This is a genomic window from Rhodococcus sp. B10 (assembly GCF_011770055.1).
GTDB lineage: Bacteria > Actinomycetota > Actinomycetes > Mycobacteriales > Mycobacteriaceae > Rhodococcoides > Rhodococcoides kyotonensis_B.
In genome coordinates this window covers 45370-62789 of sequence record NZ_JAAFYV010000038.1, presented here as the reverse complement: position 1 = coordinate 62789, position 17420 = coordinate 45370, and the positions used below count along the sequence as shown (strand labels likewise).

The following is a 17420-nucleotide window of genomic DNA, read 5'->3' as shown; positions in this document are numbered from 1 at the left end:
CCCCCACCCCGGCCGCATAGTGTCATCCCATGCACGCGACGCGAGTGACCGTTCTGGGCAGCATCAACATGGACCTGACCGCGGTTACCGACCACCTCCCCGCGCCGGGCGAGACGGTTCTCAGCGACGCGTTCGCGACCGCGCAGGGCGGCAAGGGCGCGAATCAAGCGATCGCTGCGGCCCGCTCCGGCTCCGAGACCACATTCCTCGGAGCGGTCGGCGACGACGCGTTCGCGACCGACCTCGCCGCGCGGCTGCGCGATGCATCCGTCGACGCGTCCCTGCTGCGCCGCACCGACGGGCCGAGCGGCATCGCCGTCATCACGGTCGACACGAAGGGCGAGAACTCGATCGTCGTCGTTCCCGGAGCCAACGCGCTCGTCACCGATCTGACCGGCGAGGAACTCGACGTCATTGCCGAATCCGATGTTCTGTTGTGCCAGTTCGAGATTCCGCTGTCCACGGTCACGGCGGCAGCACAACACGCGCGACGGAACGGAACTCTCGTCGTACTGAATCCCTCTCCCGTGCACGCCGCGCCGGACGAGCTTCTCGATGCGGTCGACGTGTTGGTCGTCAACGAGGCCGAGGCCGCGGCGCTCGGCTCCGACCTGCTGGGACGCGTCACGCATGTCGTGACGACCCTCGGCGCATCCGGCGCGCGTTACTCCGGGCCTGCAGGCGAATTCGCCGTCCCCGCACCCGTCGTCGACGCGATCGACACCACCGGCGCAGGCGACGCGTTCACCGGTGCGCTGGTGGCCGAATGGCCGAAGGGTCCGGAGGCCGCGGTCCGATGGGCTTGTGCAGCAGGCGCATTCGCGGCGACCCGACGCGGCGCGGGAGCGTCGTCGGGCACACGGGCCCAGATCGAGTCCGTACTCGCATGACACTCTCCCCACGCGTCCCGGATCTCACGGCGCTCGACGTGATGGTGTCGGTCGCTCGGCTGGGCAGCATGAGCGCCGCAGGGCGCGAACACGGCATGAGTCAGCAGGCGGTCAGTGCGAGAATCCGTGCAGCCGAACGCGATATCGGGTTGCGCGTCTTCCATCGCACGACGAGCGGAGTGGAACTCACTCCCGAAGGCGTTGCCGTGTTGGAGTGGGCCGAGAGCGTCCTGACCGCGGCCGACACGTTCGCGACGGGCGTTCAGTCCCTGCTGCAGGAAGACCGGGCACACCTGACAGTGGCGGCGAGCATGACGGTCGCCGAGCATCTGGTGCCGGGATGGGTCGTCATGATGCGCTCGCGCTACCCCGACGTCACCACCCAGGTGCGGCTGATGAACTCGACCGAGGTGGCGCAGCACGTCCTCGACGGGCGGGCGGATCTGGGATTCGTCGAGGGCCCCGATGTTCCGTCCGGGCTCGGCGTGCGCGTGGTGGCGGCCGACGAACTGGTCGTCGTCACCGGGGCCGGCCATCCGTGGGCGCGTCGCGGATCGGTCACCGTCGACGAATTGGCCGCGACACCGTTGGTTCAGCGCGAGCCTGGTTCCGGAACGCGCACGACGTACGAGAACACCGTGCACCCGTCGGCGCAGCCGCTGCTCGAGCTGAATTCGGTGACCGCGATCAAGTCGGCGGTGGCAACGGCGCACGCGCCCGGCGTTCTGTCGTCACTCGCGGTCGACACCGAAATTCGGGACGGTCGGCTGATCCGCGTCGTCGTCGACGGCCTCAGCATGCCGCGTCAGCTCCGCGCGATCTGGAACCGACAGGAACCACTGCGTGGGCCCCGACGGGATTTTCTCGACATCGCGGCAGGCAGCTGAGTCACGCTGCGATCGCCACTCCGACCGCACAGGCGCCGACCGACAGGACCAGCGTCGCGACCGCGTTCGCCAGCGCCGACAGACGTCTGCCCTGCTGCATCAGCCGCACGGTCTCGACACTGGCAGTACTGAAGGTCGTGTAACCGCCACAGAAGCCGGTGCCGACGACGGTCTGCAGATCGCTCGATGCGCCGTCGAACAGGACCAGTCCGGCGACGAATCCGAGCAGCAGCGATCCGGAGATGTTGATGGCCACCGTCGCCCACGGAAAAGCGCCGTGCAGCTTCGTCCTGACGACGGAGTCGAGCGTGAATCGGGAGACGGCACCGAGCGCCCCGGCGATCGCGAGAGCGAGGACGATCACTGTGTTCCCCTGTTCCGACGCGACGCCACCGCAATGCCCGCCCACGCCGCGAGAGCACCGAGCACGACGCTGACGACGCCGTACAGCACTGCCGTCACCGCGTGACCGTCGCGCGCCGAGATCACGGCTTCGAGCGCGAGTGTGCTGTACGTGGTGAAGGCACCACAGAATCCCGTGCCGGCGAGCAACCGAAGTCGTTGCCGCACACCGGTGTCAGGCCCCCGCCGGGCCAACGCCTCCAGCAACGAGCCGAGCACGAACGCCCCGACGACGTTGATCGCGAACGTCGCGACAGGCCAGTCCGGCGTTCGGTGCGGAATCGCCGTCTCGATCGCGTGACGAGCCAGGGTGCCGACCACACCGCCGGCGAACACCGACAGCAACGCCAGCGGTTGCCGGTGCAGAGGTCGGAGCGAGGCCGCCGTCGCGGTGATGCGACGCGCGTCCGGATCCGTCGGCAACTCGTCGTGTGGGTCACCGTGCGCGGACTCCGCCGGGTCGTCTCCCTGTGTCGACATGCCACCTCCTCCGGCAGGAGCCTAGCCCCGGCTCCGCACCGGACTCTGTCGGACGCGTGCGGCACCATGGGGCCATGACCACATCGGAAGCACCCACGACCGATCTTCGCGACGACGCCGAACGTCTCCTCGGCGAGTTGGCCGGGCCCGGCGCCCGGCTGCGCGAGGATCAGTGGACCGCCATCGAGGCGTTGGTCGTGGGCCGACGGCGCGCTCTGGTGGTGCAGCGCACCGGGTGGGGAAAGTCGGCGGTCTACTTCATCGCCGCCAAGCTGCTGCGCGAGCAGGGCCTCGGCCCGACAGTCATCGTGTCTCCTCTGCTGGCGTTGATGCGCAACCAGGTCGCCTCGGCTGAACGTGCAGGGGTGCGCGCGGCCACCATCAACTCGGGCAACATGACCGAGTGGGAGGACGTGCACGCAGACGTCGCGGCCGGCCGTCTCGACGTCCTGCTCGTCAGCCCCGAGCGGCTCAACAATCCGGACTTCCGGGACCAGGTGTTGCCGTCGCTCGCCGCGGACGCAGGTCTCGTCGTCGTCGACGAGGCGCACTGTGTGTCCGACTGGGGTCACGACTTCCGTCCCGACTATCGACGCATTCGTACCCTCATCTCCGAATTGCGCGACGGCATTCCGGTGCTCGCCACCACAGCGACGGCCAACGACCGCGTCGTCGCCGACGTCGCGGCACAGCTCGGCGTCGGCGGCAGTGACACCGTCGTTCTGCGCGGTGGGCTCGAGCGTGAATCGCTGCACCTGTCGGTGGTGCAGATCGAGAACACCACCGAACGCGCCGCGTGGCTCGCATCCCGTTTGGCCGAACTCCCCGGGTCCGGCATCGTGTACACGCTGACCGTGTCCGCCGCCCACGATCTCGCGAGCCTGCTGTCCGACCAAGGTCTGGCGGTCGCTGCGTACACGGGCCAGACCGATCCGACCGAACGCGAATCGCTCGAGGCAGACCTGCTGAACAACGAGGTCAAAGCGTTGATCGCGACATCTGCGCTCGGCATGGGCTTCGACAAACCGGATCTGGGCTTCGTGGTCCACATGGGCGCTCCGTCGTCGCCCATCTCCTACTACCAGCAGGTGGGCCGTGCCGGGCGTGCCACCGAGCGCGCCGAGGTCATCCTGCTCCCCGGGCACGAGGACCGGCAGATCTGGAGTTACTTCGCGTCGGTCGCGTTCCCCCGGGAGCACGTCGTGCGGCAGGTGATCGAGGTGCTCGACGAGGTGAAGCCGCAGTCGACTCCGGCGCTCGAGCCGCTCGTCGACCTGAACCGGAGCCGTCTCGAGATGGTACTGAAGGTGCTCGACGTCGACGGCGCCGTCCAGCGCGTACGGGGCGGCTGGATCGCCACCGGACAGCCGTGGGTGTACGACGCGTCGCGCTACGAACGGCTGGAGCAGGCAAGGGACTCCGAGCAGCAGGCGATGATCGACTACCAGCGCACCGACGGGTGCCGCATGGAATTCCTACGACGACAGCTCGACGACCCGGAACTCGCGGAGGGTGCCGACCCCTGCGGCCGCTGTGACAATTGCACAGGGCAGTCTTACTCGGTGCAGGTCGACGCAGCCGCACTCGAATCGACCAGGGCCCGCCTGGACCGACCGGGCGTGGATCTACCGCCACGGAAGCAGTGGCCGAGCGGAATGAAGAAGCTCGGCGTGTCACTGTCCGGCAAGATCACCGACGGCCCGCGACCCGGCCGCATCCTGGGTAGGCTCACCGACCTGGGCTGGGGCGCCAGGCTGCGTCAGCTGCTCGACGGCCCCGACGGTCCTGCGCCTGCGGTATTGCTCGACGGCTGTATCAGTGTCCTCGCGAACTGGGACTGGGAGACCAGGCCCACCTCCGTCATCGCCCTCGAGTCCGACACACACCCGCAGCTCATTCGATCCGTGTCGAGCGAGCTCGCACGTATCGGCAGGCTCGACGACCTGGGCATCCTCGCCCCTCGGCCGGACCACCCACCCGTGTCGGCCGCCAATTCGGCATTCCGCGTCGCCGGGCTGATCGATTCGTGGGACGTACCGGACCTGACCAGCACCGATGGCCCGGTTCTGCTGGTGGACCTGCTGACCGACAGCGGCTGGACCTTCACGTGCGCGTCGGTCGCGCTCCGCCAGGCCGGAGCAGACGCTGTCCTACCGTTCGCTCTCGCGACTCCCAAGTAGCCCGGCCTCCGCCTCCGAGGCAACTCTCGGTCGACTGCAGGAACGCTAAGCCCACCCTGTGCATCGACGTTTTTCGACTCGAACCATCGTCGCTGTCTCGCTCGGGCGTTACCTCGAATCCCACGAACGTGACCAGCCTCACATTCACCCTCTTACCTGGGAAAGCGACAAGGTTTATCGAACCAATTTCCGGGGGTACATGAAATGCCATGGTCATCTTGTTACGTTGGTATTTCCTATGAAGCCCGCACAGCTGAGAGCGACCCCAATCACTGCGCCGGACGCAGTGACGTTTCGTAGTCCACAGGTTTCCGACGGAGTCCGGCTCTGGGAAATCGCGAGAGATTCGCGCGTACTCGACCTCAATTCGAGCTACGCATACGTATTGTGGTGCAGAGATTTCGCTGCGACATCCGTCGTTTCCGACGTCGATGGTCGCGCCGTAGGGTTCGTCACCGGTTACATCCGACAGGACTCCCCCACAACGTTTTTCGTGTGGCAGGTGGCAGTCGATGCGGATCAGCGGGGCAAGGGACTTGCCGGCCGCATGCTGAACGAACTTCTCGATCGTCTTGCGCCGCAGGGCATCACTCATCTCGAAACGACGATCAGCCCCGACAACGAGGCGTCGATCGCGTTGTTCACCGCCCTCGCTCGAACACGGGGCACGGACATCACCAAGTCAGACCTGTTCGCGCCGAACGATTTCCCTGATAGCCACGAGGCCGAGGAGCTCTACACCGTAGGCCCCGCCACCGTGCGCACACACGAAAGGAACAAGCAGAACATGACCGAGTCGACCATCACCGAGAAGCCCGACGTCTTCGAGACCGTCGAGTCCGGAGTTCGGAGCTACAGCCGTCAGTGGCCTGCTGTGTTCAAGACTGCGAAGAACTCGACTCTCGTGGACGAGAACGGCCGTGAGTACCTCGACTTCTTCGGCGGCGCAGGCGCTTTGAACTACGGTCACAACAACGACATTCTCAAGGGTGCACTCGTCGACTACATCCAGAGCGACGGCATCACCCACGGTCTCGACATGTCCACCGTCGCGAAGCGTGAGTTCCTCGAGTCGTTCAAGAAGAACATCCTCGATCCGCGCGGCCTCGACTACAAGGTGCAATTCCCCGGTCCCACAGGCGCCAACACGGTCGAGGCAGCCCTCAAGCTCGCCCGCAAGGTCACCGGACGCGAAGCAATCATCAACTTCACCAACGCTTTCCATGGCATGACACTCGGCGCGCTGTCGGTCACCGGCAACTCGATGAAGCGAGCCGGCGCCGGAATTCCGCTGGTGCACACGACTCCTATGCCGTACGACAACTACTTCGGCGGCGTCACCGAGGACTTCCAGTGGTTCGAGCGCGTGCTCGACGACTCGGGCAGTGGAATCAACCGCCCGGCCGCAGTCATCGTCGAGACCATCCAGGGCGAGGGCGGCATCAACGTTGCCCGTCCGGAGTGGTTGCGCGCCTTGGCCGAACTGTGCTCGCGTCGCGACATCCTGCTGATCGTCGACGACGTGCAGATGGGTTGTGGCCGCACCGGTCAGTTCTTCTCGTTCGAGGAAGCAGGCATCGTTCCTGACATCGTCACGCTGTCGAAGTCGGTCGGTGGATACGGAATGCCGATGGCGCTCACGCTGTTCAAGCCGGAGCTCGACGTGTGGGCGCCGGGTGAGCACAACGGAACGTTCCGAGGATTCAATCCTTCGTTCGTCACGTCGAAGGTCGCCATCGAGACGTACTGGTCCGACGACACGTTCGAGAAGGAAATTCTCGCCAAGGGCGCTCACATCCAGGATCGCTTCATCAAGCTGTGCGCGAAGTTCAGCTGCGTGTCCACTCGTGGCCGCGGAATGGTGCAGGCACTCGCATTCGAGGAGCCGGAGCAGGCCACCAAGGTCGCCCAGCTCTGCTACGACGAGGGACTTCTCGTCGAGACCGCAGGTCCGTCCGACGAGGTCGTCAAGCTGCTTCCGCCGCTGACCACGACCCTCGAAGAGCTGGATCGCGGACTCGACATCATCGAAAGCGCGACCGCAAAAGTGTGCTCCTGAGCCACTTTCCGCGTAACGCACTCACTCGACCGAAGGGAGATCATCCATGATCGTTCGTACTACCCAGGACATCACCGGCACCGATCGCGAAATCAAGAGTGAAGACGGCCAGTGGGTCAGCAAGCGCATCATCCTCGGCGGCGACAAGGTGGGATTCTCGTTCCACGAGACCACCATCAAAGCCGGGACGGTGAACAACTTTCACTACGCCAACCATGTCGAGGCCGTCTGGCTCATCGAAGGTGAGGGCACTCTGACCGACCGTGAAACCGGTGAGACGTACGAGCTGGGCCCGGGTTCGATGTACCTGCTCAACGGCCACGAGCGCCACACGGTGGAGCCGCGGACCCAGATGCGGATGATGTGCGTGTTCAACCCGCCCGTCGTCGGCAACGAGACGCACGACGAGAACGGTGTGTACCCGCTCGTCGAGGTGCCTGCATAAGACAGCGGTATTCTTCGCCCGAGGCATCGCCGACGCCCCGTCCGACCGCGTGAGCCGGTCGCACGGGGCGTCGGCGTATCGGCGCCTCGACCGGGTGCGCGGCTGCCGGGCGCTACCCTGGATGGGGTGTCGACCCCTGGAACTCACAGCCTCGTCGCCGGGACGGACTTCGACGCGATCGTCGATGTACTGTCCGGCAAGTCCATCGCCGTCGTCACCGGCGCCGGTATGTCGACCGACTCGGGAATCCCCGACTACCGAGGACCGGACTCACCTCCACGGAATCCGATGACGTATCAGCAGTTCATCGGCGACGACGAGTTCCGCCGACACTACTGGGCACGTAACCACGTCGGTTGGCGTCACATGGACGCAGCACGCCCGAACCTCGGACACCGCAGTCTCGCCGCGCTGGAGCGTCGCGGCGTGGTGTCGGGGGTCATCACGCAGAACGTCGACATGCTGCACACCAAGGCGGGAAGCCGACACGTCATCGACCTCCACGGTGTCTACGCACGTGTCCGGTGCCTGAGCTGCGGACGGCTCATCTCACGATTCACACTCGCGCAGCGACTCGACGACCTCAACCCCGGATTTTTGGAGAGCGTGGCGCCTGCGGCAGGCGTCGAGATAGCCCCGGACGCGGATGCCGTCCTCACCAGCACGGCCCATTTCCGCATGGTCGACTGCGCGTACTGCGGCGGGGTCCTCAAGCCCGACATCGTCTACTTCGGCGAGAGCGTGCCCAAGCCGAGGGTGACCGAGGCCTTCGACCTGGTCGATCGCAGCGACGCGGTCCTCGTCCTCGGATCGTCGTTGACGGTCATGTCGGGACTCAGGTTCGTCCGTCGTGCCGCCAAGGCCGGAATTCCCATCGTGATCGTCAACCGAGGGCCGACACGAGGCGACGAGTTCGCGACCGTCACCTCACATGCGGGAACCTCGGAGACAGTTACCGCGCTCCTCGACGCGCTCCCGTCGCCGTAGCAGCCATCAGACGACGGGCGGCGCCGGTTCGTCGTCGTCGATCTCGATGCGCCCCGGCAACAGCGTGAACGCGGCGACGGCTCCGAGGAACGCGCTTGCTGCGGCCGCGATCGAGGCCACGTGCATGCCGTGGACGAATGCCGACTTGGACTCCGCGACGAACGAGGTGATCTCGACTTCCGCCGTCTGCTTCTGCTCTGCTCGGACGTTCTCCGGCACCTGGGCCGCCTGGGGCAGAGAACCACGGATCTGCAGAGCCGACGCTGCCCTACCCGCGAATTCCAGTGCGCCGCCGATGGATTCACTGGCGTCGGACGTCACGAGCGGCGACACCTGCGCGTCGGACGGCAATTGCGACACCACGGCCGCAGGTCGATCGAGATTCGTGGCGAGGACCGCGGGAGCGTCGGCTCCGAGGTCGCCGCGAAACGCGACGGCCAGCAACGACCCGAGTATCGCCACGCCCAGCGCACCGGCCACCTGCCGGACGGTGTTGTTGACGGCCGCCCCTGCGCCCGCTTTCTCACGGGGCACCGCACCCATGATCGCGTTCGTGGCGGGTGTCATCGTCAGACCCATGCCCGTACCGAGAACGAACATCTGTGCCTCGACGATCCACTGCGGTGTCGTCTCCCCCACCAGCGCGTAGGACAGCATCGCGAGCGAGAACAGCACCAGTCCGCACCCGGCCACGTAGCGGGCACCGAACCGGTCGGACAACCGAGCTGCCTGGCTTGCCGAGATCATGACACCCAGCGCGACCGCGATCAACGCGACGCCGGCCGCAAGCGGGGTGTAACCGCGAATGGCCTGCAGGTAGTAGGCGAGGTAGAACGTCGCACCCATCAGCGAAAAGAACACCAGCGCAATCGATATCGTGCCCGCCGAGAACTGCCGGTTGCGGAACAGAGTGACGTCGATGGTCGGATGCGAACTCCGTTTCTCCAGCACGACGAACAACGCCAGCAACGCGACACCCAGCACGATCGCGCCGAGCGAACGCCACTGCACCCAGTCGTTCGTGTTGCCGCCCTCGATGATGCCGAACACCAGCACGACGAGCGCGACGATCGACAGCACGACTCCGAACGGATCGATCCTGCCGGGGTGTGGATCCTTCGACTCCGGTACGAGCACGAAGATCAGTGCGACACCGACGATCACGATCGGGACGTTGATCAGGAACACCGAACCCCACCAGAAGAATTCGAGCAATGCTCCACCGGTGATGGGCCCCAACGCAATTGCGATTCCCGACGCGGCCGCCCAGATTCCGATCGCTTTCGGCCTCTCGTCGGGTTCGAACACGTTCTGAATGATCGACAGCGTCTGCGGCTGGACGGCGGCAGCACCGATGCCCATCAGCGCCCGGTACACGATCAGTTCGGTCGACGTATCCGCCGTCGAACACAGGGCCGACGTCACCCCGAACGCCACCATGCCGACGATCAACGTGCGCTTGCGTCCGATGCGATCACCCGTGACACCCCACAGGATCAGCAGGCCCGCGAACACGACGGCATAGCTGTCGACGGCCCACTGCATCGCACTCTGTGAGGCGTCGAGATCGGCTTGAATCGTCTTCAGCGCGACGTTCAGGATCGTGTTGTCGAGGATGACCACCAGCAGACAGATGACCATCACGGCGAGAATCAGCCACCGCCGTCGGAACACGGCGTCGTCCCGCGTGGAATCTCTCGATGCGTCTCGATCCGTTTCCGTACGAGCCATGCCGTCCGCTCCCGCCGTCGATGCGTGTGTTCATCGAACTGCGAAAATTGCCGGCAAGCAACACGTGCGACCCCGATCGGACCGCTTTGTCCGGTTCAGGCAGGAACCAGATCGTCGGCATGTACGACGGGACGATGCAGCTCCGGCGACAGCTCGCTCGTCGACTTGCCGAGCATCCCGGTCAACTCCGACGCGTCGAATGCCACGACCCCGCGGGCGACGAGTTGACCGTCGGGACCACGCAGCGACACGACGTCGCCACCGTAGAACTGACCCGACAGGCCGGTGATGCCCGCCGACAGCAACGACCGACGCTTCTCGACGACGGCGCGCACCGCCCCGGCATCCAGATGGATGTCACCGGAGACGTCGGCGGCATGTCGCACCCAGAACCGGCGCGCCGACAGACGCGTCGGGCGTGCCGCGAATGCCGTTCCGACACTGGCATCGGTCAGCGCTGCCTCGGCGTCCGACGCTGCCGCGAGCAACACCGGAACGCCTGCGTCGGCGGCGAGGCGCGCTGCGGACAGTTTCGACGCCATTCCGCCGGTCCCCAGTGCACCGCCGGATCCGGCGACGACGCCGTCGAGGTCTTCGGGGCTTTCCACCTCGGGGATGAGCGTCGCGTGCCCTTTGCGTGGGTCGCCGTCGTACAGACCCGAAACGTCGGACAGCAGAACGAGAGCGTCGGATCCCACGAGATGCGCAACCAGCGCAGCGAGCCGGTCGTTGTCACCGAAGCGAATCTCGGCCGTCGCGACCGTGTCGTTCTCGTTGACGATCGCCACCGCACCGAGCGAACGCAGTCGATCCAGCGTGCGTTGCGCGTTACGGTGATTGGTCCGCCGCGCGATGTCCTCGGCGGTCAGCAGCACCTGTCCGACGGTGCGTCCGTATCGGGCGAACGACGTGCCCCACGCATGCGCGAGAGCAAGCTGTCCGACGCTCGCCGCTGCCTGCTTCGTCGCGAGATCCTGTGGGCGCTTGGTCAATCCGAGCGGCGCGATGCCCGCACCGATAGCACCGGACGACACGACGACGACATCCGTGCCGCCCCGCATGCGCGCTTCGACGGCGTCGGCGAGGCGATCCAGTCGACCCGTGTCCAACCCACCGACGAGCGACGTCAGTGCCGACGAACCGATCTTGACGACGATTCTCTTGGCGTCCGCGACGCGTGCCCTCGTGGTCGAGGTGAGCACTTCGGAATCGGATTCAGCCGTCACAGGCCCTCACTCGTCGGTGTCGAGACCGCGACGGACTCGACGTGCGTGCTTGCGCTCGTCGGCGCCGATACGTTCGACCTGGTCCAGACGCGCATCCGTGCCTCGTCCGGTTCTCGTGACGTCGACGCCTGCCGGGGTCTGCGGTTCCCAGTCGAAGCTGACGTCGGCGATGGTGACCGACGCTCCCGGTTCGGCACCCATCTTGATGAGCGTGTCCTCGACACCGAGTCGAGCGAGCCGGTCCGCGAGGTAGCCGACGGCTTCGTCGTTGCTGAACTGCGTCTGTGCGACCCATCGCTCGGGACGCGTGCCGAGCACGATGAAGCCACCGGGCACGTCGGGATCCTTGACCACCTGGAAGCCTTCTTCGTCGCGCGCGACAGGCCGGATGACGGCGCGCCTCGGTGCAGCAGGCGGGTGCGCGACGCGGTACTCCTCCACCATCTTCGCGAGCGCGAAGATCAACGGCTTCAAGCCTTCTCGGCTGACGGCCGAGATGGTGAACACGGGCCAACCGCGGGCTTCGAACTCGGGCGTGACCATCTCGGCGAGTTCGGCAGCCTCGGGTACGTCGGCCTTGTTGAGCACGACGATGCGCGGCCTGTCCGCGAGATCACCCAGACTCGCGTCGCCGGACAGCGCAGGCTTGTACGCCGCGAGTTCGGCTTCGAGGGCGTCGACGTCGGAGATCGGGTCGCGGCCGGGATCGAGGGTTGCGCAATCGACGACGTGGGCGAGCACGGCACACCGTTCGAGGTGCCGCAGAAATTCGAGACCCAGGCCGCGACCGTCGCTGGCGCCGGGAATCAGACCGGGAACGTCGGCGACGGTGAAGGTCGTCTCACCACTGGAGACCACGCCCAAGTTCGGAACGAGCGTCGTGAACGGGTAGTCCGCGATCTTCGGCTTCGCCGCCGACAGCACCGACACGAGCGACGACTTACCGGCCGACGGGAATCCGACGAGGCCGACGTCGGCGACCGACTTCAGTTCGAGAACGAGATCGCGTTCGACACCCTCTTCACCGAGGAGCGCGAAGCCAGGTGCTTTGCGGGCCTTCGACGCCAGAGCCGCGTTGCCGAGACCTCCGCGACCGCCGCTGGCCGCGTCGAAACGCGTTCCTTCACCGACCATGTCGGCGAGGATCTTGCCGTCGCGATCGAGGACGACGGTGCCGTCCGGCACCTTCAGAATCAGGTCTTCGCCGTCGGAACCCTGCCGGTTGGCACCCATGCCCTGGGTTCCGTTGGTGGCTTTGGCATGCGAATGGAAATGGAAGTCGAGCAGCGTGTGCACACCGCGATCGACCACGAACACGACGTTGCCGCCGCGTCCGCCGTTGCCGCCGTCGGGGCCGCCGAGCGGCTTGAACTTCTCACGGTGGACGGACGCACAGCCGTTGCCGCCTTTGCCGGCGGTGACGTGGAGCACCACGCGGTCGATGAATCGCGACATGACTGCCCTCGATCCTTCCCCGGCCTCGTCGGCCGAAATTTTCGATGCCCACAAACACGATAAGGGCGGACCGGGTTCTTTCGACCCTGGTCCGCCCTTATCGAAGTGCTGGGCGCGTCGGATCGGCCCCGAGGGGCGCTACCGACGCAGATGATGCAGCGGAGACTCAGGCCTCGACTGCAACCGGAACGATGTTCACGGTCTTGCGTCCACGCTTGGCGCCGAACTCGACCGAGCCTGCAGCCAGAGCGAACAGCGTGTCGTCGCCGCCACGGCCGACGTTGACGCCGGGGTGGAAGTGTGTGCCGCGCTGACGAACCAGGATCTCGCCTGCGCTGACCGTCTGGCCGCCGAAACGCTTGACGCCGAGGCGCTGAGCATTCGAATCGCGACCGTTACGGGAGCTGGATGCACCCTTCTTATGTGCCATGTTGCATACCCTCCTCGGGTGATGTGCTCGTGAAGAACGCCGACTGTCAAGTATGCCAGCGCGGAAGAACTGGCTACTTGATGCCGGTGACCTTGAGGACGGTCAGCTTCTGCCTGTGTCCCTGACGCTTGTGGTAACCGGTCTTGTTCTTGAACTTGTGGATGCGGATCTTCGGGCCCTTGGTGTGCTCGACGACCTCACCGGTGACCGAGATCTCGGCCAGCTTGTCGGCGTCGGTGGTCAGGTCGGATCCGTCGACGACGAGGACCGGAGCAAGCGAGACAGCAGTGCCGGGCGCTCCCTCGATCTTCTCGACCTTGACGAGGTCACCAACAGCGACCTTGTACTGCTTTCCGCCGGTCTTGACGATCGCATACGTTGCCATCGGAGGGCTACCCCTTGCTTCTTCGAACTTGCTCGCGCTACCGCAGGGCAACACGACTGGTCTGGGTCTTGCTTGTTTTTTCTGCTTCCTGGGTTACCCGCACAGGCCATTCCCGTTCCGAAAGAACCGGGATCAAGGCACAGCAGAACAGTGTCACCAGGAGCGACTTATCAAGGTTACGGCAGATGGGCAGTCATGGTCAAACCGCCCATCCGCCGACCTCGACGGCTCATCGTTATTCGTCGGCCGGCGGGCCTGCCGGGCGAGCTGCTGCTCGTCGGCGAGGCTTCCGTACGGGCAGGTCGGCAGCCGAATCCGAGTTCGACGCCGTGCTCGGACCCGATGTCGTGTGCACCGGTTCGGGAGCCGCCAGGTCCGTCGGGGACTGCGTGGCGGGAATCACGAACACGGTTCCGGCGTCGGGTGCCTCTGTCGTCGGCGCAGCCGCCTTACGGGCCACTCTCCTGGCCCGGCGCGGCGTGACGATCGCCTGTTCTTCGACAGGTTCCTCGACCACGGGCTGTGCGACGGCCGACTCCTCGGCTGCTGCCTGTCCGTCCGATCCGGTCTCCGCGACGCCGTCGCTCGTCTCCGTGATCTCGGGCTGCTCGGCTACCTCGGACTTTTCCGTGACCTCGACCTCGGCGGGAGTCGTCTCGACCGATTTTCCCTGCACCGCAGCGACATCGGTCGCGTCGATGATCTCGGGCGCGGCGTCCGACGCGTCCTGCGCCTTGTCGACCACGTCGGCAGGCGTCACGTCGGCGACGACCTCGTCGTGATGCGCGGCCATGGCCAACGCGACCGGGTGCGCACGCTTCACCGACGGGTCGACGGTGTGCTCGTGCTGGGGTTGCTCCGGCGTGTTCTGCGCCTGGTTGTTGTCGGACTTGTCCCGACCACGACGCTTACGGCCGGATCCGCCTTCGCCGCGCGACGAGTTGGAACGCGAGTCGTTCTCGGTGGCCTTGGCCTCGACCGGGAACGGGTGCACGACGATGCCGCGTCCCTGGCAGTGCTCACACGTCGTCGAGAATGCCTCGACCAGGCCCGTTCCGAGCTTCTTGCGCGTCATCTGAACGAGGCCGAGCGACGTCACCTCGGACACCTGATGCCGTGTCCGGTCGCGTCCGAGTGCCTCGGTGAGACGCCGGAGCACGAGATCACGGTTCGATTCGAGAACCATGTCGATGAAGTCGACGACGATCATGCCGCCGATGTCGCGCAGACGCATCTGGCGGACGACCTCTTCGGCAGCCTCCAGGTTGTTCCTGGTCACCGTCTCTTCGAGGTTGCCCCCGGCACCGGTGAACTTGCCGGTGTTGACGTCGACGACGGTCATCGCCTCGGTGCGGTCGATGACGAGCGTTCCGCCCGACGGCAGCCACACCTTGCGATCGAGTGCCTTGGCAAGCTGTTCGTCGATGCGGTGTGCCTCGAACACGTCCGGCTGACCGGGTTCGGCGACGTGCCGCTGAAGCTTCGGCAACATGTCGGCGGCCACGGTCTCGATGTACGACGACGTCGTCTGCCACGCCTTGTCACCCTCGATGACGAGCTTGACGAAATCCTCGTTGAACAGGTCACGGATGACCTTGACGAGCAGATCGGGCTCTTCGTAGAGAGTCTGCGGCTGCGTCCCCTTGCTCGACTCGGCCTTCTTAGACGCCTCTTCGATGCTGGTCCACTGGGCCTGTAGACGCGTCACGTCGCGTGCCAGTTCTTCTTCGCTGACGCCCTCGGCGGCAGTACGGATGATGACGCCTGCCTCGGGCGGCACGATCTCGCGGAGAATCTCCTTGAGACGCTTGCGCTCGGTGTCGGGCAGCTTGCGGCTGATTCCGGTGGAACTGCCACCCGGCACGTACACCAGGTAGCGGCCGGCCAACGACAACTGCGTCGTCAGACGCGCACCCTTGTGTCCGACCGGGTCCTTGCTGACCTGGACGAGCACCTGATCGCCCGGCTTCAGCGCCTGTTCGATCTTGCGCGAATTGCCACCGAGACCTGCTGCATCCCAGTTGACCTCACCGGCGTACAGAACACCGTTGCGGCCACGGCCGATGTCGATGAACGCGGCCTCCATGCTCGGAAGCACGTTCTGAACGCGGCCCAGGTAGACGTTGCCGACCATCGAGGCCGACGCGCTGCTGGTCACGAAGTGCTCCACGAGGACGCCGTCCTCGAGCACCGCGACCTGGGTGGTGACGCCGTGGTCGGGGAACGCCTTCTCCCGAACGACCATGACGCGGTCGACCGACTCACGACGAGCGAGGAACTCCGACTCCGTCAGGATCGGCGGCCTGCGGCGACCCGCGTCGCGACCGTCGCGACGACGCTGACGCTTGGCTTCGAGACGCGTCGACCCGGTGATGCCCTGGACTTCGTCCTTGCTGCGCGACTTGTTGCGCGGCTCACGCTCGTGCACGACGGTGTTCGGCGGATCGTCGTCGGCCGACGTCGGCTCGGACGACTCCCCGGAACTGCGGCGACGACGCCGCCGGCGACGGCGACGGCTCGATCCGTCCGAGGACTCGTCCTCGTCGTGCTCCGACGACTCCTCCGCGGAGTCCGACTCCTCGTCCGTGTCGTCGGACTCGGTCGACTCGTCCTGCTCGGACGTCTCGCTCTTGTCTCCCGAACGCGAGCGACGACGACGCGTGCGACGCTCTCCTGCCTGCTTGTCCTCGCCCTCGGTCTCGTCCGACGCGGCCTCGTCGACGTCCGACCGATCGTCGGCGGACTTGTCTTCCGCGCTGCTGTCGGTGCCGGACCCCGACTCGTCGTCGGATTGCGAATCCGACTCGTCACCCGTGCTGTCGGACTGTTCCCCGCGGCCACGGCCGCGACCGCGACGTCCGCGCCGCCTGCGACGCGGCTGCGACTGCTCGTCGTCGTCCTCGCTGCGGTCGGTGTCGGTGTCGGTTCGAGAAGACTCGGTGTCCGTGTCGGCTGCAGCGTCGGCCTCGGCGGGAACAGAGGGGTCCTCGACCCGGGTCGTCGCCTCGGCGGTCTCGGGGATGTCGGTCTCCGGCGTCGACGTCGAGTCCTCGGCGGGTCCGGCCGCCTTACGGCTGCGACGGCGCTTCGGCGGCGCCTCGACGGGCGCCTCGGGCTGCAGGAACAGCGGGGTCGAGAACTGCGGACGTGACGCGGGCGCAACCTCGGGCCGCGTCGCGGCACCGAAGACGTCGCCCGCAGACTCCTCGGCCGCAGGCTCGTCGGCTGCGGGCTCGGTGGTTGCAGGCTCGTCGGTAGCGGGCTCGTCGGTAGCGGGCTCGGTGGTTGCAGGCTCGGTGCCGAGCTGCGGCTCCTCGACGACCGGTTCCACCTCGACGGGGGCGGGTTCACCGGTCAGCGGTTCGGTGACGCTGGGTTCCGCTGCGATGGGTTCTGCGGCAGCCTGCTCCACAGGTGCAACTTCCGGTGCCGTGAACGCGGTGTGCACCGTCGTCGCTGCATCGCGGCCGAGACTCGACTGCGCGCTACGGGCCTCGATACCGAGTTCGCCCAGCTTCGCGAGCACCTGCTTGCTGGTGACGCCGATGATCTTGGCCAGAGCGTGAACGCGCAGCCGATCCGGGAAGGTCGGGGTTTCGCCGGCCGACGACGACGCGTCACCTGCTGAACTTCCCGAGTTCGAGTTCTGTACATCTTCGGGCGGGGCTTGATCGGCCACGTAATCTCCTCGGGCCCCCGGGCGCGTCCACCTGCGTTACTGGTGGGTGTGACGCGGCCACGCGGGGGCAATCCATGTGTACCGACGCCGGGCGTGGCGTCGGTTGTTCGGTCTCGCTCCGCGTCTGGTGCGCTGTCACCGTCGGTGACCGGTGCGCCGGGCGCGGGGCCTGGCTGGTTGGCTC

Annotated in this window: 14 protein-coding genes; 6 read left to right on the top strand and 8 right to left on the bottom strand. The window is 66.2% G+C overall.

Annotated features, from left to right (window positions below; translation table 11 throughout):
- Nucleotides 1-29 precede the first annotated feature (29 nt).
- Nucleotides 30-890, top strand: a complete 861-nt coding sequence (locus tag RhoFasB10_RS21660; protein ID WP_068423732.1) for a ribokinase — start codon at nt 30-32, stop codon at nt 888-890.
- A complete protein-coding gene (locus RhoFasB10_RS21655; protein WP_068423734.1) occupies nt 887-1777 on the top strand; it encodes a LysR family transcriptional regulator in 891 nt (296 codons plus the stop codon). Before RhoFasB10_RS21660 ends, RhoFasB10_RS21655 begins: the two co-directional genes overlap by 4 nt.
- A 1-nt stretch (nt 1778) precedes the next feature.
- On the opposite strand, the gene crcB is transcribed toward RhoFasB10_RS21655, so the two are convergent.
- Entirely contained in the window at nt 1779-2141 is a 363-nt protein-coding gene (gene crcB, locus RhoFasB10_RS21650) for a fluoride efflux transporter CrcB (protein ID WP_068423735.1), read from the bottom strand.
- Complete coding sequence (locus RhoFasB10_RS26505) at nt 2138-2659, bottom strand: CrcB family protein (RefSeq protein ID WP_167678494.1); 522 nt, start codon at nt 2657-2659, stop codon at nt 2138-2140. The genes crcB and RhoFasB10_RS26505 overlap by 4 nt, the downstream gene beginning before the upstream one ends.
- Nucleotides 2660-2733: 74 nt before the next feature.
- Here RhoFasB10_RS26505 and RhoFasB10_RS21640 point away from each other — a divergent pair, with 74 nt between their 5' ends.
- The 4 genes from RhoFasB10_RS21640 to RhoFasB10_RS21625 all read left to right on the top strand — a co-directional run bounded on the left by RhoFasB10_RS21640 (nt 2734) and on the right by RhoFasB10_RS21625 (nt 8330).
- Nucleotides 2734-4839 (top strand): RecQ family ATP-dependent DNA helicase, encoded by a 2106-nt coding sequence (locus RhoFasB10_RS21640; RefSeq protein WP_167678492.1) that lies wholly within the window; start codon nt 2734-2736, stop codon nt 4837-4839.
- A gap of 199 nt (nt 4840-5038) precedes the next feature.
- Complete coding sequence (ectB, locus tag RhoFasB10_RS21635; RefSeq protein WP_346764456.1) at nt 5039-6898, top strand: diaminobutyrate--2-oxoglutarate transaminase; 1860 nt, start codon at nt 5039-5041, stop codon at nt 6896-6898.
- 46 nt (nt 6899-6944) lie between these two features.
- Complete coding sequence (locus RhoFasB10_RS21630; protein WP_068423739.1) at nt 6945-7343, top strand: ectoine synthase; 399 nt, start codon at nt 6945-6947, stop codon at nt 7341-7343.
- Nucleotides 7344-7469: 126 nt separating this feature from the next.
- Nucleotides 7470-8330: a Sir2 family NAD-dependent protein deacetylase gene (locus RhoFasB10_RS21625; protein WP_346764455.1), complete on the top strand. Its 861-nt coding sequence runs from the start codon at nt 7470-7472 to the stop codon at nt 8328-8330.
- A 6-nt stretch (nt 8331-8336) separates the two neighbouring features.
- On the opposite strand, the gene RhoFasB10_RS21620 is transcribed toward RhoFasB10_RS21625, so the two are convergent.
- The 6 genes from RhoFasB10_RS21620 to RhoFasB10_RS21595 all read right to left on the bottom strand — a co-directional run bounded on the left by RhoFasB10_RS21620 (nt 8337) and on the right by RhoFasB10_RS21595 (nt 17236).
- Nucleotides 8337-10061 carry an MFS transporter gene (locus RhoFasB10_RS21620; protein ID WP_167678490.1) on the bottom strand — a complete coding sequence of 575 codons (1725 nt, stop codon included), beginning with the start codon at nt 10059-10061 and terminating at the stop codon, nt 8337-8339.
- Nucleotides 10062-10156: 95 nt separating this feature from the next.
- Complete coding sequence (gene proB, locus RhoFasB10_RS21615; RefSeq protein ID WP_346764457.1) at nt 10157-11263, bottom strand: glutamate 5-kinase; 1107 nt, start codon at nt 11261-11263, stop codon at nt 10157-10159.
- Between the two features lie 30 nt (nt 11264-11293).
- On the bottom strand, nt 11294-12742 hold the full coding sequence (gene obgE / locus RhoFasB10_RS21610; protein ID WP_068423849.1) for a GTPase ObgE: 1449 nt from the start codon (nt 12740-12742) through the stop codon (nt 11294-11296).
- Between the two features lie 166 nt (nt 12743-12908).
- Nucleotides 12909-13172: a 50S ribosomal protein L27 gene (gene rpmA / locus RhoFasB10_RS21605; protein WP_068423743.1), complete on the bottom strand. Its 264-nt coding sequence runs from the start codon at nt 13170-13172 to the stop codon at nt 12909-12911.
- 73 nt (nt 13173-13245) lie between these two features.
- The gene (gene rplU / locus RhoFasB10_RS21600) at nt 13246-13557 is read right to left on the bottom strand and encodes a 50S ribosomal protein L21 (RefSeq protein ID WP_068423745.1); all 312 of its coding nucleotides are present in this window, start codon (nt 13555-13557) and stop codon (nt 13246-13248) included.
- 235 nt (nt 13558-13792) lie between these two features.
- The gene (locus RhoFasB10_RS21595; protein WP_167678486.1) at nt 13793-17236 is read right to left on the bottom strand and encodes a translation initiation factor IF-2 N-terminal domain-containing protein; all 3444 of its coding nucleotides are present in this window, start codon (nt 17234-17236) and stop codon (nt 13793-13795) included.
- Nucleotides 17237-17420: the final 184 nt, after the last annotated feature.

Bases quoted from the DNA above. Each gene is read 5' to 3' on its own strand.
- RhoFasB10_RS21660 (WP_068423732.1), top strand. From the start codon at position 30: ATGCACGCGACGCGAGTGACCGTTCTGGGCAGCATCAACATGGACCTG.
- RhoFasB10_RS21655 (WP_068423734.1), top strand. From the start codon at position 887: ATGACACTCTCCCCACGCGTCCCGGATCTCACGGCGCTCGACGTGATG.
- RhoFasB10_RS26505 (WP_167678494.1), bottom strand. From the start codon at position 2,659: ATGTCGACACAGGGAGACGACCCGGCGGAGTCCGCGCACGGTGACCCA.
- RhoFasB10_RS21640 (WP_167678492.1), top strand. From the start codon at position 2,734: ATGACCACATCGGAAGCACCCACGACCGATCTTCGCGACGACGCCGAA.
- ectB (WP_346764456.1), top strand. From the start codon at position 5,039: ATGAAATGCCATGGTCATCTTGTTACGTTGGTATTTCCTATGAAGCCC.
- RhoFasB10_RS21630 (WP_068423739.1), top strand. From the start codon at position 6,945: ATGATCGTTCGTACTACCCAGGACATCACCGGCACCGATCGCGAAATC.
- RhoFasB10_RS21620 (WP_167678490.1), bottom strand. From the start codon at position 10,061: ATGGCTCGTACGGAAACGGATCGAGACGCATCGAGAGATTCCACGCGG.
- obgE (WP_068423849.1), bottom strand. From the start codon at position 12,742: ATGTCGCGATTCATCGACCGCGTGGTGCTCCACGTCACCGCCGGCAAA.
- rpmA (WP_068423743.1), bottom strand. From the start codon at position 13,172: ATGGCACATAAGAAGGGTGCATCCAGCTCCCGTAACGGTCGCGATTCG.
- rplU (WP_068423745.1), bottom strand. From the start codon at position 13,557: ATGGCAACGTATGCGATCGTCAAGACCGGCGGAAAGCAGTACAAGGTC.